Raw genomic sequence first — 17,766 nt, 5'->3', positions numbered from 1 at the left:
TCTTATAATTAAGCTTTGCCATTCAATACCGCTTCTAAAATTGCCATCCGGACAAACACGCCATTCGTCATTTGCGTGACAATTCTTGAACGCAGCCCTTCAACTAATGGATCTGCCAGCTCAACATCACGATTGACTGGAGCCGGATGCATGATGATGGCATGGTCTTGCATTTTTGCTGCACGTTCCACTGTCAATCCATAATCCCGTAAGTAAGCCTCTTTTGAGAAACTTTCTGAGCCATCATGGCGTTCGTGTTGGACCCGAAGCATCATCATCACATCGACTTGATCCACTAATTCATCTAGAGGCAACCAGTGTCCATACACTTCAAATTCATTGTCATACCATTGTGGCGGGCCAGAAAAATACACTTTGGCGCCTAATCGTTTGAGCATTTGCATATTTGATTTGGCGACACGGGAATGGGTGATGTCTCCGACGATCGCTACTTTCAGTTGATCAAAGTGGCCAAATTCTTCATAGATCGTCATCAAGTCTAATAAGCATTGCGTGGGATGCTGTCCGCTGCCATCGCCTCCATTGATGATGCTGCATTGGATCGTTTTACTTTGGATCAGCTCATCGTAATAATTTTCATCCCCGTGGCGGATCACAGCGACATCCACGCCAAGAGCTGACATTGTCAGCACGGTATCATAAAGGGTTTCGCCCTTTTGCACAGAACTCGTTGAGGAGTCAAATTCAATCACTTCAAGACCTAATTTCTTTTCGGCTACATCAAAACTTTTGTGGGTTCTGGTACTATTTTCAAAGAAAAGGTTCGTAGCAAAGTATTGTTCTTTTTGCGGCATCCATTTGGCCCCTCTTTTAAATTCCTGCCCTCTGCGGATAAGCCCCATCACTTCTCGATCTGTTAATGCTTCAACGGTCAAAAGATGCTTTAAACTGATTCTTTCTGATTGGATGATCATGAATAATACCTCCTAGTTTTTCCCTTTTAGTTGACTGCTAGCTATTGTTCTTCACTGCGTGATGTTTCTGGCAAAATTAGATTTAAAATGATTCCTAAGACAGTTGCTAATGCCATGGCTGATAAGGTGAATGTTCCGACCGTAAAGACAAGGCCGCCGATTCCGATCACCAGAATCACAGAAGCAATGATCAAATTCTTTTTGCGGTCAAAATTGATTTTATTGTCGATCAAGATTTTCATCCCACTTGCAGCAATGACACCGAACAATAGGAAGCTGATTCCAGAAATGACCGGATTTGGGATACTCAAGATCAAGGCACTCAATTTTCCGACAAAGCCTAACAAGACAGCCAAGACAGCCGCACCACCGATAACAAAGACACTGTGCACTCTCGTAATGGCCAAGACACCAATGTTTTCACCATAACTTGTCACAGGGGGTCCCCCAACGAATCCGGCAACGATTTGCGCAAAGCCGTCTCCCATCAATGTTTTGTTTAATCCTGGTTCTTCAAAAAAGTTACGCTTTGTTAGTTTATTCAAAACCATCAAATGGCCAATATGTTCTGTCATCGTGACAAAAGCGATAGGCGCCATCGTCGTGATCGCATTCAAATGTAGCGTTGGCTTGTATTGAACAAAGGGAATTTCGAAGCTTGGTAATGAGAACCAAGCAGCATCAATGATTGGCTGCACATCTACGATCCCAGCAGCTAAAGCTACTAAGTAACCACCAATGATCCCTAGTAAGATGGGGATCAAGCCAAGAAACCCTCGCAAAAACATGTTGAAGAAAATCGTCAATCCCAATGTAACCAATGCAACTAAGATAAATTTAAAATCATAGATGTCCCCATTGTACATTGCGTTTTGAGCGGCATTAGCAGCTAGTCCTAACCCGATAACCATGATCACAGGCCCTACGACGATCGGCGGCAAAATTTTATCCAGCCATGCAGCACCAATCTTTTTGATGATCAGAGAAACGATGATGTAAACCAGTCCTGTTGTAACAGCTCCTTGGGCGATTGCCGGGTAGCCGTCTGATTTCATCAACATTTGCATTGCAGCGATAAAAGCAAAGCTGCTCCCTAAGTATGCGGGAATCTTTCCTTTCGTCGTAACGAGGTAAACAAGTGTCCCCAAACCAGAACTTACTAAAGCGATACTTGGGTTGATCCCAACTAGGATCGGTACTAAAACAGTTGCTCCGAACATCGTGAATAAATGTTGAAGACTTAAGCCTAACCAAGGCAATGCCTTTGGGCGATCATTGATATCTAATACCACATCGGTATTGCGAAATTCTTGCTTTTCCATGTGTCTGTCACTCTTCTTCCTACTCGTTTTCTTTATTGATCATGATTCGATCAGAACCGTCAGATTCTTCCATTTCAACAATGATTTGTTCGCTTAATGCCGTTGGAATATTTTTCCCTACAAAATCTGCCCGAATCGGTAATTCTCGATGCCCCCGATCGACTAGTACTGCTAGTGAAATCCGGCGAGGACGACCGAAATCCATGATGGCATCTAACGCTGCCCGGATGGTGCGCCCTGTAAACAACACATCATCGATCAAGATGACTTCTTTGCCATCGATTGCTGTTGGAATGTCAGAAGAATGGATCTCAGGATCTTCATCTGATTTTTTATCATCTCGATACAATGTGATATCCAGTTCGCCAACGGGGACTTCTACTCCTTCCAATTGTTTCAAGCGTTCAGCAATTCGTTGTGCGATATAGATTCCCCTAGTCTTGATTCCTACTAAGACTAGGTCATCAATCCCTCGGTTGCGTTCGATGATTTCATAAGTGATTCTGGTCAATGCTCGTTTCATTGTTACTGCATCTACTACTTCTTTGGTTGGCATTTCGTTCCCTCCTAATTTTGAACATAAAAAAACTCCTGCCTAGTGAGGCAGGAGTTATGTTTTCCGATCATACTTTCTGGCGCTGTATACAGCGATCCAGAATATGCGCAATCATCCAGCAAGTTTTCGATGCTCCAACGCGGGAGTCGTCTGCTTGCTCATTTCCTTCTTAGCCTCACGGGACTACACTTAAAGGAGCTATTTATTTGTTACACACACTATACAGTTCTTTGAAAAAAAAATCAATCATTTTTTCGCAATTTTTTTAAGGTTTCCTCAAAAAGTTCGGGTAATGGCGCTTCAAAAACCATTGATTCTCCAGTTGTCGGATGGGTAAATCCTAACAGTTTGGCGTGAAGGAATTGGCCATTGCCTTTCAAAGTCTTTTTAGGGCCATATACAGGATCGCCGGCTAATGGAAAGCCAATGTATTGCATGTGGACCCGAATTTGATGGGTCCGACCCGTTTCCAACTGTAATTCGACTAAAGTAAATTGATCAAAACGTTCCAAAACTGTAAAATGTGTCACAGCTGGCTTACCATCTTCTTGCACTGCTTGCATCTTGCGATTCACTTTAGAACGGCCAATCGGTGCATTGATCGTGCCTTTTTCGTGAGAAATATTCCCATGGACCAGCGCAACATACTTCCGTAAAGAAGTTTTGTCTTTCAACTGTTTGGCTAACGCTTCATGGGCATGATCATTTTTGGCAATCATCAATAGCCCTGACGTATCCTTGTCGATACGATGAACAATTCCTGGTCGTACAACATCATTGATCGAAGATAAATCGGTCATATGATACAACAATGCATTGACCAGAGTTCCGTTAGGATGCCCTGCCGAAGGATGAACGACCATTCCTTGCGGTTTATTGATCACGGCAACATCTTGGTCTTGATACACAATCGTCAAAGGAATATCTTCAGGTTCCAGATCTAGGGACTCCGGTTCTGGTACTTGAATCACTAACTGGTCACCAGCTTTTACTTTGTAATTTGCACGAATTGGATCCCCTTGACAGGTGACCGCACCTTCTTTCAACCATTGTTGAATTTGCGAACGGCTCGCTTCTAGACGATCTGCCAATACTTTATCGACACGCCCTTTTTCTTCATGGATTACTACTTCAATTTGATTATTCATTTATTTTCCCTTCACTTCATCATCAACTAACGCATAGATAAAAATCAATAACACACCGATCACTAACGACATGTCTGCAATATTAAAAATCGGAAAATTGATAAAATCTAGCTGAAACATATCCACGACGTACCCCAAACGCAAGCGATCGATAAAATTTCCGATCGCTCCGGCTAAGATAAAGGATAGTCCCAATCGAAACCATATACTGCTTTTACGATGACGGATCAACAAATAAGTTACAACAATAACAGCGGCAACCGTGATGATCGTAAAGAAGGTCATCTTCCCTTCTAAGATACTCCATGCGGCACCGGTATTCCGAATATAAGTTAGTGAAAAGACATGGTCGATCAACGTTTGAACATCACCTAATTCAAAATTGCTGACGATCCAAAACTTCAACCACTGATCAAGTCCAACAATTATGGCACTTAGTAAAAAAAACAAAGCTATCATCTTTTTTCCACACTTTCTTCATTAAAAATATCCCGCGGACGAACGATGCCTAATAAATTTCCATTAGGATCGCCATTTTTTGTGATTAATACCGCTTCAAGCAAAGCATTTTTATGGAACAGGTCTTCTACTTCAGTGACCGTTGTTGTCGCGGGTACAAACTGATAATTGGACTCTTTACCGTCTTTGATCAACAAGTCTTCTGCTTTACGCCCTTCTAATCGGATCTCTCCTTTTAGACTTTCTTGAGCAAACCAGTATCCTAACATACGTAAAGTGATCAACCCAACAAAACGTCCTTTGTCATAGAGTGGAAATTGTGAAAACCGCTTTTGAGCGACGATCTTCAAGATTTCTTTCAGCGCCAACGTTTTTTCAAAACCGGTCACTTTTTTACCAAACTTAGGTAAGACCGTTTCAGGCTGCAACAAGGCCTGTTCGATTTGTTGGATTCGTGTCACTACCCATTGATTTGGCTCGGCGATCACAAAATTTTCACCGATTTTTTCATGAACGATGGCGTTCCGCAATTGGGCCATCTGCAATAAATCTTCTTCGTATTTTTTGATGTCTCCTTGCTTCTGTTTTGAAAGACGGCGAACCATCTCTGAAAAACCCATGTTACGAGGATTACCCAAATCGTCTCTCAATTGTTTTTCGATTCGATTGAAACTACTCAAAAAAATATCTGCTCCGCTAGCCATTTGTTACCTCCTCAATTACATACGCTTGTTTGCTATAATAAAGACCTAAACATAGATAACCTGCTAAATAAAGAAAGATACCCGAAAGGATAATGGACAACTGTCCGCTGCGAGTTAAAATCGCGATCATTAGAAACAGACCAATATAAAACAGCACATAAAAAGAAATCAGTCGCGGATTCATTTTTATTTCTAATGGAGTTTCTGCGTGTAAATCAGCCAACGCAATTTCTTTGCTTTTTAGGATGGAAAATCGGACAGACAATCGGTTGTCAGAATTGAGATTCAGCTCGACGGTTTCTTGATGATTGATTCTGGCGACTTTCTGACCATCCACTAGCAAATCCAGCGGACTCCCCATCGCGTAAAAGCCGGTATTTCGTATGATTTTACGTTTCATCGTTTTATACGCTCCAATTTTATCAGTATACTTTAATTTTCTTAGAAAGAAAACAGTCTTTTAAATGCACTACTGATTATATTATAACAAAAGACACGTCTCTTGCCTCTTGCTAATATTTAACTTTCAGTCTTTTAATAGATTGAAAATCCAAAAGCGGCAAATCATAAGATAAAAACGAGCGACTTTTATAGCCCTCTTTTTAAAACCATTCTTTTTATAGTCTCTCGTTTAAAAGAGCTTGATAACAATTTCCCCTTCCCGTTTCCTACTTTCGTTTCTAATGTTTCTAATGTTTCTAAGAGCAACGGATAAATAGGAATGCTGGAGATAACTATGGGAGACTTTTAGAAAACTTCGCAAAAAATCAAATATCCTCGCAGCCTCTTCAATTATTTCTTCCAATTTTTGAAAGTCAGAAGAAAAAGGGAGGTTTTATTCTCCTCCGAATCTCGCAGCCTATGTACAGCGTCAACAAAAAACGAACCAAACAAAACCTACTGAAAGACGACGAATCGCTCGCAAACAACACACCACACTTACAGAATCAATAGTGATCTGTAAGTGTGGTGTGTTATAAGAAATTGACTGAACTATTACTGGAGCCTTCGAGAATCTATTTCTTCATCCAGTATTCGCAGATGCAGAGAGAAAATAAGATTAAAAAAGGCCAGATACATTGCCGTCTGCATCGACATCCATATTCAATGCTGCTGGTTTCTTAGGCAGTCCAGGCATTGTCATAACAGTACCGGTCAAGGCAACAATAAAACCAGCGCCTAGTTTTGGTACAAATTCACGGATCGTAATCGAAAAATCAGCCGGTGCGCCTAAAAGCTGCGGATCATCACTAAAAGAGTACTGTGTTTTTGCCATACAAATCGGCAATTGATCCCAGCCATTTTTTTTGAAGACGTTCAATTGGCGCTGTGCCACACTTGAGAAGACCACATTTGACCCGCCATAAATCTCTTTGACGATCTTGGCAGCTTTACCAGGAAGGCTCTCTTCATTTTGGTAAAGCCTACGATAATTGCCGGGTTGTTCATCAATGGCAGTGACGACTTGCTGCGCCAAAAGTTCCCCCCCTGCGCCACCTTTCTCCCAAACTTGCGTCCGAGCGATTGGTACACCAATTTCCTTGCAGCATTGCTCCAACATTTGGATCTCAGCTTCGGTATCAGTGACAAATTCATTGATTGCAACAACAACTGGCAATTGATAGTTTTGCATGTTTCTCACGTGACGTTTCAAGTTGGCAAAACCCGCGACTAAAGCCGCGACATTTTCTTCTTTTAAATGTTCTTTATCTATCCCGCCGTGCATTTTTAAGGCGCGAATCGTTGCGACCACTACGACAGCGTCTGGTGCTTTAGAGAGATTGGGTGTTTTAATATCCAAAAACTTCTCTGCCCCGAGATCTGCGCCGAATCCCGCTTCAGTAACCGTGTATTCTCCTAAATGGAGAGCTGTTTCAGTGGCAATGACACTATTACAGCCATGGGCGATGTTGGCAAAAGGTCCCCCATGAATCAACGCAGGCGTTCCTTCGATGGTTTGAACCAAATTTGGTTTCAAGGCATCTTTCAACAATAAAGCTAATGCCCCCTGAACCTGCAAATCCTTGACGTAGATAGGTTGTTTATCATACGTATAACCAATCAAAATATTGCTCAAGCGCTCTTTCAAATTATCCAAATTCGTTGCTAGACACAAAATAGCCATAATCTCACTAGCAACGGTGATATCAAAGCCATCTTCTCTAGGTACTCCTTGCAGTGGTCCGCCTAGTCCGACGATCACTTGTCTTAATGCGCGATCATTCAAATCCACGACACGTTTCCAAATGATCCGTCGCGGGTCGATCCCTAATTCATTTCCTTGTTGGATATGATTGTCCACCAACGCAGATAATGCATTATTCGCAGCAGTGATTGCGTGCATGTCCCCGGTAAAATGAAGATTGATGTCCTCCATCGGCAAGACTTGCGCTCTGCCTCCGCCAGTCGCACCACCCTTGATCCCCATGACTGGACCTAATGATGGTTCTCGTAAAGCAATCACGGTTTGTTTTCCAATACGGTTTAAGCCATCTGCCAATCCAATCGTGACTGTCGACTTTCCTTCTCCCGCAGGGGTTGGGTTAATCGCTGTGACTAAGATCAACTTGCCGGTGGGGCGTTCCGCGATTTCCTTGATTGCTGGCCAATCGATTTTTGCTTTATACTTCCCATATTGTTCTAGATCTTCTGCTTGTAATCCGATAGTTGCTGCAATGTCAATAATCGGTTTAATTGTTGCTTCTTGTGCAATTTCGATATCTTTTTTCATCAGTAACCCTCTATTCCCGAACTATTATTCCTTATTCATTCATATTTGTTTGTCCTATTTCTATTATACCGTTTTTCATGAAGATTGAAACCCTGTTTTTCACCGGAATAAAAAAAGAGCCAGAATTATTTTTCTGACTCTTGTCTTTCAAGAATAGGCACTAGATTAACAAAGTGTGTCTGTAATACTTCAAGATCTTTTTTACGCATTACAAACGTATAGCTTCTTTCATTGGTCACGATTCTCAAATGATGATTCTCTACCCCAATGGCTTGGATTTTCTCGAGAGGAATAACTACTCGTTTCCAAAAGCGGGCATAGGTGATTTTGATGGTCTTCTCCGTCAAATAAAGGCGGCGCTGCAATCCTAACCAGACAAGAAATAGAAAAATCCCCAACACAAGATTGCTTTTCCAATAAGGGCGAGTATTTTCCAGTGCCAAAATCAAGCTGTAAAACAAAACGATCAGTGAACTGGACCAATAGATAATTGCGGTGGCTGGTTCTGGTTGCCAAAAATAGTTACGTTTCATAAATAATTTCCTCACGCGATCAATTTCTAGTATACTTATATCCATCATAACAGAAGGAGTCAACTCATGCTAAAAGTGTATCTCGATGCTTCAACCAAAGGAAACCCTGGACCTAGTGGCGGCGGTCTGTTGATTGTAGGGGAAGACCTGCATGAACAGCATGCCTTTGTACTACCCACGCTCACAAATCACCAAGCAGAATTTGCTGCGATGCATCATGCTCTTGAATTTCTCTTAACGAAAGAATGGCAAGACCAGACGATCATGCTTTATACAGACAGTAAAGTCGTCGCTCAAACAATCGACAAAAATTATACGAACAACCCCGATTTTCGGAAGTATTTAGAGGAAATCCAAGAGTTGCTGCCCTATTTCACTTTACTGATTGTCCAATGGATTCCCGAATCTCAAAACAAAGGTGCCGACCATTTGGCCCGTCAAGGGTTAGCTAAGGCTTTAAAATTACAGGATCGGCGATAACAAACGAGAAAAGTTTTGCTTGAAACGCAACCAGTAAGATTGTTTAGCCAGCATTTCATCTGTCAATAAAGTGGACTGCAGCATATCCTCTTCAAAAATCGTTTTTAATTGCGCCGTGATTTCTTGATCATAAACGAATGCATTGACTTCAAAATTCAACGCATAACTGCGAATGTCCTGATTTGTCGTTCCAAACGAGCAGATGGTATCATCCATCATAACAGTTTTGGCATGTAAAAATCCATTCTCATAGATATAGATTTTCGCTCCCCGGCGATGTAAATAGTTGGCATAGTGTTGGGTCGCTCGATAGATAAATGGATGATCCGGCATGCAGGGAATCATGATTCGAACATCTACACCTGAGTGGATGGCGATCTCCAAGGCATTCATCATACTGTCGTCAGGAATCAGATAAGGGGTTTGGATCCAAATCGATTTTTCAGCCGCCAAAATCATCTTGACGAAGCCGCCTTTTAGAATCTGCGTTTCCGTCTCAGGTCCGTCGGCCACGATTTGCATATCGACATGACCTGCCTCTTCTTTAGGCGGTAAAATGAAATAGCGATCTTCATATTCCAGTTGATCTGCTTCATTTCGAATCGAGGCATTCCAATCGCGGATAAAGATTTCCTGTAAGGTAAAACTAGCAGTTCCAACGATTCGCGCATGTGTATCCCGCCAATAACCAAATTTTGCTTTTTTACCTAAATATTGATCCCCTACATTAAACCCGCCGGTCCAGCCAATTTGGCCATCAATCACCACGATTTTGCGATGCAAATGGTAATTCAAACGTGTATTGCGAATCAAATTTTTTGAAGTAATAAAGGGCACGACCTTTCCGCCAGCGTCCATTAATGGCTGAAAGAATTTACGATTTGCTTTGGGAGAACCCCATGGATCGAATATTAGTCGAACTTCTACTCCTTGCTTGGCTTTTTCAATTAGGACATCAAGAAACTGCCCACCAATTTCATCATTAAAAAAAGAATAGTATTCCACATGAATATTGTCTTCAGCATTTTGCATATCTGAAAATAAGGCAGCAAATTTTTCTTTGCCGTCCGTATAAAATTGTACCTGATTGCCTTTTGTAAAAGGGGACTCATCTAAATTTTTAAAATACCGTTCCAATAGATGATTGTCATCTGAGTATGGATGCTCTGGAAAGGAATAATTGTGGACTTTGATGATTTGATTTAATTCATTGATCCTGCTTTGATGGTGCTCACTGAATTTATAAATGATTTCTCCGTCGATTCCTCGACCACAAAACAAATACAACAAAAACCCAAAACCCGGGATAAAGACTAATGTCATCATCCAGGCAAAAACACTTGCAATTGATCGCGGTTTACGAAAGACCGTAATAAATGCCGCAACTGTATTGACAAACAGCAACGCCAAAAAGACGGTCGAAACCACACTCATATCCATTTTTATCATATTTTCCTCCTACAACAAATAAGTATGATCAAACGTGATCGCCACCTCATACGTGCCGATTTCATGCGTAATCTTTTGATAAATTTTATCTTGCAGTTCACGATCTGTGTAAATTCTTTGCTTTGGGATCACCAAATCAAAAGCAAACTGTTTTTCGTGAATCCGAAAGTCGTGCATCCTTAACTCTGGATCAATCGTCTCAACGATTTGTCTGACTTTTTCCCGCAACTGCCGGTACTGTTTATTTTGGATAGGGACAGGATCAAGATGACAAACCAATTCAACTTGAAGGTTCCTTTGAAAATCATGTTCGATCGCATCAATTACTTCATGGGCTTGTGACAAACTCCAGCTTTCATTGACTTCAATATGAACACTAGCAAAACGATTCTTGGGACCATAGTTATGAACGAGCAGATCATGGTACCCCAATATTGTTGGATAACGATCTAGTCGATCCTCCATCTCACGGATTTCAGCTTCTGTCGGACGTGCACCTAGCAGTTCATTGATAAAGGTACGGATCATCATGATACCACTAAATAAAATGTATAACGCGATCAGCAAGCCAATATACCCATCTACCCGCCAACCGGTTCCCCATTCAATCAATGCAGAGAGCAAGACCGCAACTGTTGTGAGTACATCATTAAAACTATCTTGTCCGCTAGCTTGTAAAGTTGCAGAGTCAATTTTCTTCGACAATTGACGGTACATGAGACCTTGCCAAAGCTTTAATCCGATTGACAAGATCAGCACAATAAACAACCATGGTGATAAACGGATCGGTTCAGGAGCAATGATTTTTTCAAAGGCATTTTTTAGAAACTGAAAACCAACAAATGTGATCAGTAAAGAAACCACAAAACCGCTAATGTATTCAAACCGTTCATGGCCGTAGGGATGCTCCCTATCCGCCGGCTTGGCAGCAATCCGAAAACCGATCAATGTCAAAAAGGAGGAGGCGGTGTCAGACAGACTATTGATAGCATCTGCCATGATCGAGACCGATTGTGCCGACAGTCCAATCAGAAACTTTGCGACAAAAAGAAGTGCATTTGAGAGCAATCCCAGATAGCCCGCAAGTTTACCGATCATGGTGCGATCAGTTGCGTTTCCTTTCATTCGCTTTAAAAAGAAGCGCAGCATAACATTCCCTCCAAGCGTAAATTCGTCTTTCTTATTTTACCCCGAATGAAATCAGTAAAACAACTAAAAGCATGTAAAAAAAGTATTTTTCTAAAAATGAATGCTTCAGCTATTCCAAAATTTCTCTTTAATAAAATCCAATTTCTGCAAAAACAGAAAAAATACCCGAAGGAATCGCGTTTCGATCCTCTACCGAACGTCTTATAAAAAGACGCGGCAGCTCTCTGACACACAATTCCAGTTCGGATATTTCTTGATGTTATACATTTTTTTATGATTTGCTGTTAAAGAATCAGTTTGCGGCTAACCAATTGGCTACTTCAGTTAATGCAGCGTCGATTCCTTCTGGTTGCTTCCCACCGGCTTGTGCCATATCTGGACGTCCGCCGCCACCGCCGCCGACTTTCGGTGCGATGTGCTTGATCAAATCTCCAGCTTTCAAGCCTTTCTCATTTGCCTGTGGCGTCATTGCAGCCAACAGATTAACTTTGCCATCGTTGGCTGTAGCAAGAACTAAAACATCCGATAATTCTTTTTGTTTCCATTGGTCTGCCAATTGGCGTAACTGATTCATATCTTTGACAGTTACTTTTGCAGCAATAAAACGAATCCCATTCACTTCTTTGACATCTTTGAAAACATCGCCAGCTTGTTGATTGGCTAGTTTGCTCGCCAGTGCTTGATTTTCTTTTTGCAGATCCCGCAGTTGTTGCTGTAATTGTTCTGTTTTGCTGACTACATCTTTGATTTGTGCCGATTTGACGATCCCTGCAATGGCTTTTAGCTGTGCTTCTCCTTCATGCAGCAATGCGTAAGCTTCTTGACTCGTCACTGCTTCAATCCGACGAACGCCAGCACCAATCCCGGATTCAGAAACAATTTTGAAAATACCGATATCTTCTGTATTGGCGACATGTGTGCCACCGCAAAGCTCGATAGACCAATCTGCGACATTGACTACACGCACATCGTGGCCGTATTTTTCGCCAAAGAGAGCCATCGCCCCCATGCCCTTCGCCGTATCGATGTCGGTTTCGATAGTTACGACTGGCAAAGCTTCCCAAATTTTCTGATTGACGATTTGTTCCATCTGACTTAATTCGTCTGCAGTCACTTGGCCAAAATGACTAAAGTCAAAACGCAAGTGTCCAGGTGCAACTAATGAACCTGCTTGATTTGCATGGCTACCTAGCACTTCTTTCAACGCTTTGTGCAATAAATGAGTGGCTGTGTGGTTTTTGATGATTTTGTTCCGACGGTGCTGATCAACTTGCAAGAAATAAGAAGCCCCTTCCGTCAAGTTGCCAGTTACCTTCGCAGTATGCAGAAACTGGCCATTTGGTGCTTTTTTTACATCAGTGATCTCCGCAACGATAACACCAGATTGGTCAACAACAGTACCAGTGTCCGCTACTTGACCACCCATTTCTGCATAGAATGGTGTTTCTTTGAAGATCAGTTTGGCTTCACCAGTGGTTACTGTATCAAGCAATTGTTCCTCTTGAATGATCACTAACAATTCGCTGTTGACTTCAAGGCTTTCGTAGCCAACAAAACGGCTTTCGACTTTGATATCAGTCAAAAGAGCGGATTGAACACCCATAGAAAGCTCAGTCGATCGAGCAGAACGAGCCCGTGCCCGCTGTGCATCCATTTCTTTTTCAAAACCGGCATGATCAACTTTCAACCCTTCATCTTGAGCGACTTCTTCAGTCAATTCAACAGGGAATCCGTAAGTATCATACAACTTAAAGATATCGGCACCTGCTAATGTCTCTTGCCCATCTGCCTTCACTTTAGCAATGACTTGGTTCAAGATCTCTAATCCTTCATTGATCGTTTCATGGAACCGTTCTTCTTCATTACGGATTACTTTTTCGATAAACGCTTGTTGAGCCAATACTTCCGGATAATAACTCTCCATGATTTTTCCTACGATCGGAACAAGTTTATATAAAAAGGCTGAATCGATACCTAATTTCTTGCCATGCATGACGGCGCGGCGTAGCAAACGGCGCAACACGTATCCGCGTCCTTCGTTTGACGGTAGTGCACCATCGCCTATAGCAAAAGAAAGCGCGCGAATGTGGTCGGCGATCACTTTGAAGGAAATATCTGTTGCTTTGCTTTCGCCATATGCAAAATTGCCGCTCAATTCTTGAACCGCTTCGATGATCGGCATAAAGAGATCTGTTTCAAAGTTGGTTGGTGCATTTTGGATGATCGACACCATCCGTTCAAGCCCCATACCCGTATCAATGTTTTTGTGTGGTAATGGTTCATACGTGCCATCTGCTTGATGATTGAACTCTGAAAAGACCAAATTCCAAATTTCCAAATAGCGTTCATTTTCACCGCCAGGATAATTCTCCGGATCATCTTCTGCGACATCGTTGAACTCAGGTCCCCGGTCATAAAAAATCTCTGAATCTGGTCCACAAGGTCCAGCACCGATATCCCAGAAGTTGTCTTCGATCTCTACGATGTGTTCTGGAGTCAACCCGATTTCTTCGCGCCAAATTCGTTTTGCTTCTGTGTCTTTTGGATACACTGTGACATAAAGCTTTTCTGGATCAAAGGCCATCCATTCTGGAGAAGTCAAAAACTCCCACGCCCAATGGATTGCTTCATTTTTGAAGTAATCACCAATCGAAAAATTTCCTAACATTTCAAACATGGTGTGGTGACGTGCTGTCTTACCAACATTTTCGATATCGTTGGTCCGAATCGATTTTTGTGCATTGGTGATTCGCGGATTTTCTGGAACAACGGTACCGTCAAAATATTTTTTCAATGTTGCTACACCTGAGTTGATCCACAACAATGTTGGGTCATTTACAGGGACGAGTGATGCACTAGGCTCGATCGAATGTCCTTTTGATTGAAAGAAATCGAGAAACATTTGACGAACTTCGGCACTTGATAAGTGTTTCATATAGTTTTCCTACTTTCTAATGATAAAATCGCTTGGGAGCAAGGAATGCTTTTGTTCTTTGGTGACCTTTCTCTCTGATATCTGTTCATTCGACGAACTCGCTTCTGGGCAGTCAAACAAAAAAACACCACTGCAGAGCAAGGACGTAGCTACGCGGTACCACCTTACTTGCAATGATGTTGATCATTACCTCTCAGACTCGATAACGCAGAGCAGGCGTCAGCATTTCTACTGAATCAGATACCAAAGGGAGCGATCAATTAGGATTCTTGTTTTTCTCTCAGCTTTGAAAAACTTTCTGTAAAGAATGAACAAATCAACCATGTCCTTCGTCTTTAAAAGTATAAGGAAATGTTCACAAAAAGTCAATCCTCAAATCCGTTCTCGATCAATAATAACTGCTTTTCGGTAGCGGTATTTTTCAGGGTCCAACTGCTGGTTTGCTTGCAACATTTTGCGTGACCGATAATAACTAGCATAGGGCAATGTATCCAGTAATGGATTGCCGCACTCTGGCCAATCTTCCATCTTTAGAAATGAACTGTCAGTTAGCTCCCATCCATTGGCATACGGATAAATCAAGCCAAACATGTTCGGCTCAGCCAATGCTTTTTTGGTCAATTTGACACCATCCTCACAGGGTTTTTCATTGCCCCAACGAAATAAACGACGGGTCCCGGCGCCCACTGCATATTCCCACTGTTCTTCATTCATCAAATCATATCCCTGCTGTCCCAGCCAGTGCTGCAATTCATTTTGGGTCATTCGTTGGTGAGTGTATACATGATAATTGCCAGACACTGGATGCAGTTCCGCAAAGTACTGATTTTCGGCACTGATTGTTCTTGGCATTTCCCACTGCAAACTTTCTTCAAAACTTCGCGGCTGCTGAAATGCCTGCCGTATCTCGGAACCAAAAGTTTCAAATTGATCAACATGACCATGGAATTCTCCCGTGACTGTATCTAGTTCTCCAATCAAACGAGTACCTGCTGGCAATGCCATTTTCTGCACCAACATGGGTGGGATGGTCGCTTTGCGTAATGGGCTCATTGATTCATTTACAAAATCTCCCCACTCCTCAGCGTTTGACAATCCATAGCCTTCGATCAAGCGGCTCAGCGAAGGGCTGAGAGGTTCTTGCCACATTTTGGACCAGCAGGTTATCGGCAATCCCTGAATGCCCAAGTCCCAGCCTAGAATTGTTTCAGAATTTCCAGGCACAAAGACGAAGGGTTCCTCATCAATCGTTAATTCAAAGGTCTCACACTTGATTCCTGCATAGCTTGTTTTAATAAAATGAACATCTGTAATTTCTTTCAATGGGCTGACAAAGTACATGACTACTTGCTGAAACACTTGGCTTTTGACTTCAGCAGTCAAATTTTTCCAATTCGTCCATTGCAATGCTTCGAAAAAATCCACGAGCTTTCCCCTTTCATCTGCTACAATCAATATAGATTGAGTATACCATGGATTGGGAGAAAAATGATGCAGCTTTATTTTGGGCGGGAGGACTGGATTCAGCAGGCTGTTTTTGCACTTAGAAGATCTGTCTTTGTCGACGAACAAGGAATCGCTCCTGAATTAGAATTTGATCAAAAAGATCAGTTCTGCCATTATTTTCTACTGGCAGAAGGCCAAGTACCAATTGCCACTATTCGCTATCAATCGTTGGATTCGCAAACGATCCAGCCCGATCGCTTTTGCGTGGCTAAAAACTATCGAAAGCAAGGGATAGGACGGCAGTTGTTAGCGGCCTATGAGAAAAAAGCGATCACCGATGGCTTTTGCTGGTCGGTTTTGTCTTCTGAAATTGCAGCAGTCGGCTTTTATCAAAAATGCGGCTATGAGATCCTCTCTCCTCCTTTTGAAGAAGATGGAATCCTCTGTGTAAAAATGGGAAAAAATCTTTGCTAAAACGAAGGAACACCCAATAGCCATTGCCTGGCCGATGGGTGTTCCTTAAATTAGATACTGGAATTTTTTTTATTCTTGCGAGCAGAGCGATTCGACTGACGACGTTCGATCTTTCGTTTCTCTTTGTTTTTCTTATCAACAGCCCACTGAATTTTCTTCTTGTAGCCAGGCTTGATTTTTTTCTTTTTCTTCTTGACCAACCCAATCAATGTTGGGTCTAATTCGTCTCTTGATTTTTCACGTTTTTGTCGACGATTCCGATCATATGTTGCAACGATCTCCCCATTTTTGATTTCTTTTGGTTGGAATTTTACACCTAAATCTTCGATTGCTTGAATGGCTTGTTCGTCACTAGGATCATACAAAGTGATCGCTGTTCCAGCTAACTGATTACGTCCAGTACGTCCCACACGATGAATAAAGAAATCCAAATCCGCCGGAATCTCAGCATTGATTACATGCGAAACCCCCTCGATGTCAATCCCGCGAGCAGCTAAATCAGTTGCGACTACATATTGATACTCTAAATTTTGAACCTGACGCATCACACGTTTGCGTTCTCGCGGTGTGATATCGCCATGGATCTTGGCTACTTTCAGCCCTTTTTCTTTCAGATAGCCGGTTAATTCATCCACTCGGGATTTGGTATTGGCAAAAACAATCGCCAAATAAGGATGTCCCGTCGTTAGTAGTTGATAAACCAATTGATTCTTATCTTTTCCTTTAGTTGAGATCAACCAATTTTCAATGGATTCAGAGATGACTGCTTTCGGACGAATTTCTTCGATCAATGGATTTTCGAGATATTTTTTCAAAAAAGGACGCAGCTTTTCTGGAATCGTTGCAGAGAAAACTAACATTTGCAGTTTTTCCGGCAATCGACTAGCAATTTGGTCCACTTCTTCCAAAAAGCCCATATCTAATGTCATATCTGCTTCATCAATGACAAAGGCTTGTGCCGTATGCACAGCCAGTGCTTGTTCATTGATCATATCTAGAATTCGTCCCGGTGTCCCGATAACAAGCTGCGGCTGCTGGTTTTGCAAACGGTCCATTTGTCGTTGTTTATCCGTGCCGCCTACAAAGTTGGTCACACGAATCTCTGGTTGCTGAAATTCTGCTAGTTGTTTTGCCGCTTGATAAATCTGCGTGGCTAATTCACGACTCGGTGCAGTGATCACGACTTGCACTTCATCTTTTTGCGGATCGATTTGATCCATCAAAGGAAGCAAAAATGTATGCGTCTTCCCACTTCCAGTTTGGGATTGTCCCACGACACTGCGACCTTTTTGGATCACAGGAATTAATTTTTCTTGAACTTCTGTTGGTGAAGTAAATTTCTTCTCCGCTAACGCTTCGTAAATAAATGGTTGAAATTTAAATGACTCAAAAGACATTCAAACACCTTCTTTCTATTGACATCTTTTGGATTATAGCATATTTCC

The 17,766-nt window shown here is 42.0% G+C and carries 16 protein-coding genes; 2 read left to right on the top strand and 14 right to left on the bottom strand.

The features are described 5' to 3' along the window. Nucleotides 1-8: 8 nt before the first annotated feature. From FE005_RS12400 to FE005_RS12360, 9 genes are all read right to left on the bottom strand, one after another. The gene (locus FE005_RS12400) at nucleotides 9-935 is read right to left on the bottom strand and encodes an aspartate carbamoyltransferase catalytic subunit (protein WP_060814300.1); all 927 of its coding nucleotides are present in this window, start codon (nucleotides 933-935) and stop codon (nucleotides 9-11) included. Between the two features lie 41 nt (nucleotides 936-976). Beyond that, nucleotides 977-2,257 (bottom strand): solute carrier family 23 protein, encoded by a 1,281-nt coding sequence (locus tag FE005_RS12395; protein WP_003126613.1) that lies wholly within the window; start codon nucleotides 2,255-2,257, stop codon nucleotides 977-979. A 19-nt stretch (nucleotides 2,258-2,276) separates the two neighbouring features. After that, entirely contained in the window at nucleotides 2,277-2,813 is a 537-nt protein-coding gene (pyrR, locus tag FE005_RS12390; RefSeq protein ID WP_003126614.1) for a bifunctional pyr operon transcriptional regulator/uracil phosphoribosyltransferase PyrR, read from the bottom strand. 242 nt (nucleotides 2,814-3,055) lie between these two features. Further along, the gene (locus FE005_RS12385; protein ID WP_003126615.1) at nucleotides 3,056-3,961 is read right to left on the bottom strand and encodes an RluA family pseudouridine synthase; all 906 of its coding nucleotides are present in this window, start codon (nucleotides 3,959-3,961) and stop codon (nucleotides 3,056-3,058) included. Continuing rightward, on the bottom strand, nucleotides 3,962-4,420 hold the full coding sequence (gene lspA / locus FE005_RS12380) for a signal peptidase II (RefSeq protein WP_003126616.1): 459 nt from the start codon (nucleotides 4,418-4,420) through the stop codon (nucleotides 3,962-3,964). Next, nucleotides 4,417-5,124: a CBS domain-containing protein gene (locus tag FE005_RS12375; RefSeq protein WP_003126617.1), complete on the bottom strand. Its 708-nt coding sequence runs from the start codon at nucleotides 5,122-5,124 to the stop codon at nucleotides 4,417-4,419. Before FE005_RS12375 ends, lspA begins: the two co-directional genes overlap by 4 nt. After that, nucleotides 5,117-5,524 carry a hypothetical protein gene (locus FE005_RS12370; RefSeq protein ID WP_138371868.1) on the bottom strand — a complete coding sequence of 136 codons (408 nt, stop codon included), beginning with the start codon at nucleotides 5,522-5,524 and terminating at the stop codon, nucleotides 5,117-5,119. Before FE005_RS12370 ends, FE005_RS12375 begins: the two co-directional genes overlap by 8 nt. Nucleotides 5,525-6,184: 660 nt before the next feature. After that, nucleotides 6,185-7,855 (bottom strand): formate--tetrahydrofolate ligase, encoded by a 1,671-nt coding sequence (locus FE005_RS12365; RefSeq protein WP_103300881.1) that lies wholly within the window; start codon nucleotides 7,853-7,855, stop codon nucleotides 6,185-6,187. A 125-nt stretch (nucleotides 7,856-7,980) separates the two neighbouring features. Continuing rightward, the gene (locus FE005_RS12360; RefSeq protein WP_060814305.1) at nucleotides 7,981-8,388 is read right to left on the bottom strand and encodes an EbsA family protein; all 408 of its coding nucleotides are present in this window, start codon (nucleotides 8,386-8,388) and stop codon (nucleotides 7,981-7,983) included. A gap of 66 nt (nucleotides 8,389-8,454) precedes the next feature. On the opposite strand from FE005_RS12360, the gene FE005_RS12355 reads away from it, so the two are divergent. Next, a complete protein-coding gene (locus FE005_RS12355) occupies nucleotides 8,455-8,868 on the top strand; it encodes a ribonuclease HI family protein (protein ID WP_060814306.1) in 414 nt (137 codons plus the stop codon). Here the strand turns inward: FE005_RS12355 and cls are convergent. The 4 genes from cls to FE005_RS12335 form a co-directional block, all read right to left on the bottom strand. Next, on the bottom strand, nucleotides 8,851-10,317 hold the full coding sequence (gene cls, locus FE005_RS12350; protein ID WP_138371867.1) for a cardiolipin synthase: 1,467 nt from the start codon (nucleotides 10,315-10,317) through the stop codon (nucleotides 8,851-8,853). The two genes, FE005_RS12355 and cls, sit on opposite strands and share 18 nt — an antisense overlap. Nucleotides 10,318-10,326: 9 nt before the next feature. Beyond that, nucleotides 10,327-11,466 (bottom strand): cation diffusion facilitator family transporter, encoded by a 1,140-nt coding sequence (locus FE005_RS12345; protein WP_138371866.1) that lies wholly within the window; start codon nucleotides 11,464-11,466, stop codon nucleotides 10,327-10,329. Nucleotides 11,467-11,758: 292 nt separating this feature from the next. Beyond that, nucleotides 11,759-14,401, bottom strand: a complete 2,643-nt coding sequence (gene alaS, locus FE005_RS12340) for an alanine--tRNA ligase (protein WP_103300884.1) — start codon at nucleotides 14,399-14,401, stop codon at nucleotides 11,759-11,761. A gap of 372 nt (nucleotides 14,402-14,773) precedes the next feature. Then, nucleotides 14,774-15,826, bottom strand: a complete 1,053-nt coding sequence (locus tag FE005_RS12335) for a hypothetical protein (RefSeq protein WP_060814309.1) — start codon at nucleotides 15,824-15,826, stop codon at nucleotides 14,774-14,776. A 66-nt stretch (nucleotides 15,827-15,892) separates the two neighbouring features. Here FE005_RS12335 and FE005_RS12330 point away from each other — a divergent pair, with 66 nt between their 5' ends. Next, entirely contained in the window at nucleotides 15,893-16,321 is a 429-nt protein-coding gene (locus tag FE005_RS12330; protein WP_175413548.1) for a GNAT family N-acetyltransferase, read from the top strand. Between the two features lie 50 nt (nucleotides 16,322-16,371). Here the strand turns inward: FE005_RS12330 and FE005_RS12325 are convergent, their stop codons facing one another. Next, nucleotides 16,372-17,718, bottom strand: coding sequence for a DEAD/DEAH box helicase (locus FE005_RS12325; RefSeq protein WP_138371864.1), 1,347 nt, complete (start codon nucleotides 17,716-17,718; stop codon nucleotides 16,372-16,374). Between the last annotated feature and the right edge of the window lie 48 nt (nucleotides 17,719-17,766).

Origin of the sequence: Enterococcus sp. M190262, from assembly GCF_005843965.1 — a bacterium.
Lineage (GTDB): Bacteria > Bacillota > Bacilli > Lactobacillales > Enterococcaceae > Enterococcus_D > Enterococcus_D gallinarum.
Note: the sequence above shows the minus strand (reverse complement) of the source record. Positions and strands in the feature narration are given on the sequence as shown.

Bases quoted from the DNA above. Each gene is read 5' to 3' on its own strand.
- FE005_RS12400 (WP_060814300.1), bottom strand. From the start codon at position 935: ATGATCATCCAATCAGAAAGAATCAGTTTAAAGCATCTTTTGACCGTT.
- FE005_RS12395 (WP_003126613.1), bottom strand. From the start codon at position 2,257: ATGGAAAAGCAAGAATTTCGCAATACCGATGTGGTATTAGATATCAAT.
- pyrR (WP_003126614.1), bottom strand. From the start codon at position 2,813: ATGCCAACCAAAGAAGTAGTAGATGCAGTAACAATGAAACGAGCATTG.
- FE005_RS12385 (WP_003126615.1), bottom strand. From the start codon at position 3,961: ATGAATAATCAAATTGAAGTAGTAATCCATGAAGAAAAAGGGCGTGTC.
- lspA (WP_003126616.1), bottom strand. From the start codon at position 4,420: ATGATAGCTTTGTTTTTTTTACTAAGTGCCATAATTGTTGGACTTGAT.
- FE005_RS12375 (WP_003126617.1), bottom strand. From the start codon at position 5,124: ATGGCTAGCGGAGCAGATATTTTTTTGAGTAGTTTCAATCGAATCGAA.
- FE005_RS12370 (WP_138371868.1), bottom strand. From the start codon at position 5,524: ATGAAACGTAAAATCATACGAAATACCGGCTTTTACGCGATGGGGAGT.
- FE005_RS12365 (WP_103300881.1), bottom strand. From the start codon at position 7,855: ATGAAAAAAGATATCGAAATTGCACAAGAAGCAACAATTAAACCGATT.
- FE005_RS12360 (WP_060814305.1), bottom strand. From the start codon at position 8,388: ATGAAACGTAACTATTTTTGGCAACCAGAACCAGCCACCGCAATTATC.
- FE005_RS12355 (WP_060814306.1), top strand. From the start codon at position 8,455: ATGCTAAAAGTGTATCTCGATGCTTCAACCAAAGGAAACCCTGGACCT.
- cls (WP_138371867.1), bottom strand. From the start codon at position 10,317: ATGATAAAAATGGATATGAGTGTGGTTTCGACCGTCTTTTTGGCGTTG.
- FE005_RS12345 (WP_138371866.1), bottom strand. From the start codon at position 11,466: ATGCTGCGCTTCTTTTTAAAGCGAATGAAAGGAAACGCAACTGATCGC.
- alaS (WP_103300884.1), bottom strand. From the start codon at position 14,401: ATGAAACACTTATCAAGTGCCGAAGTTCGTCAAATGTTTCTCGATTTC.
- FE005_RS12330 (WP_175413548.1), top strand. From the start codon at position 15,893: ATGCAGCTTTATTTTGGGCGGGAGGACTGGATTCAGCAGGCTGTTTTT.
- FE005_RS12325 (WP_138371864.1), bottom strand. From the start codon at position 17,718: ATGTCTTTTGAGTCATTTAAATTTCAACCATTTATTTACGAAGCGTTA.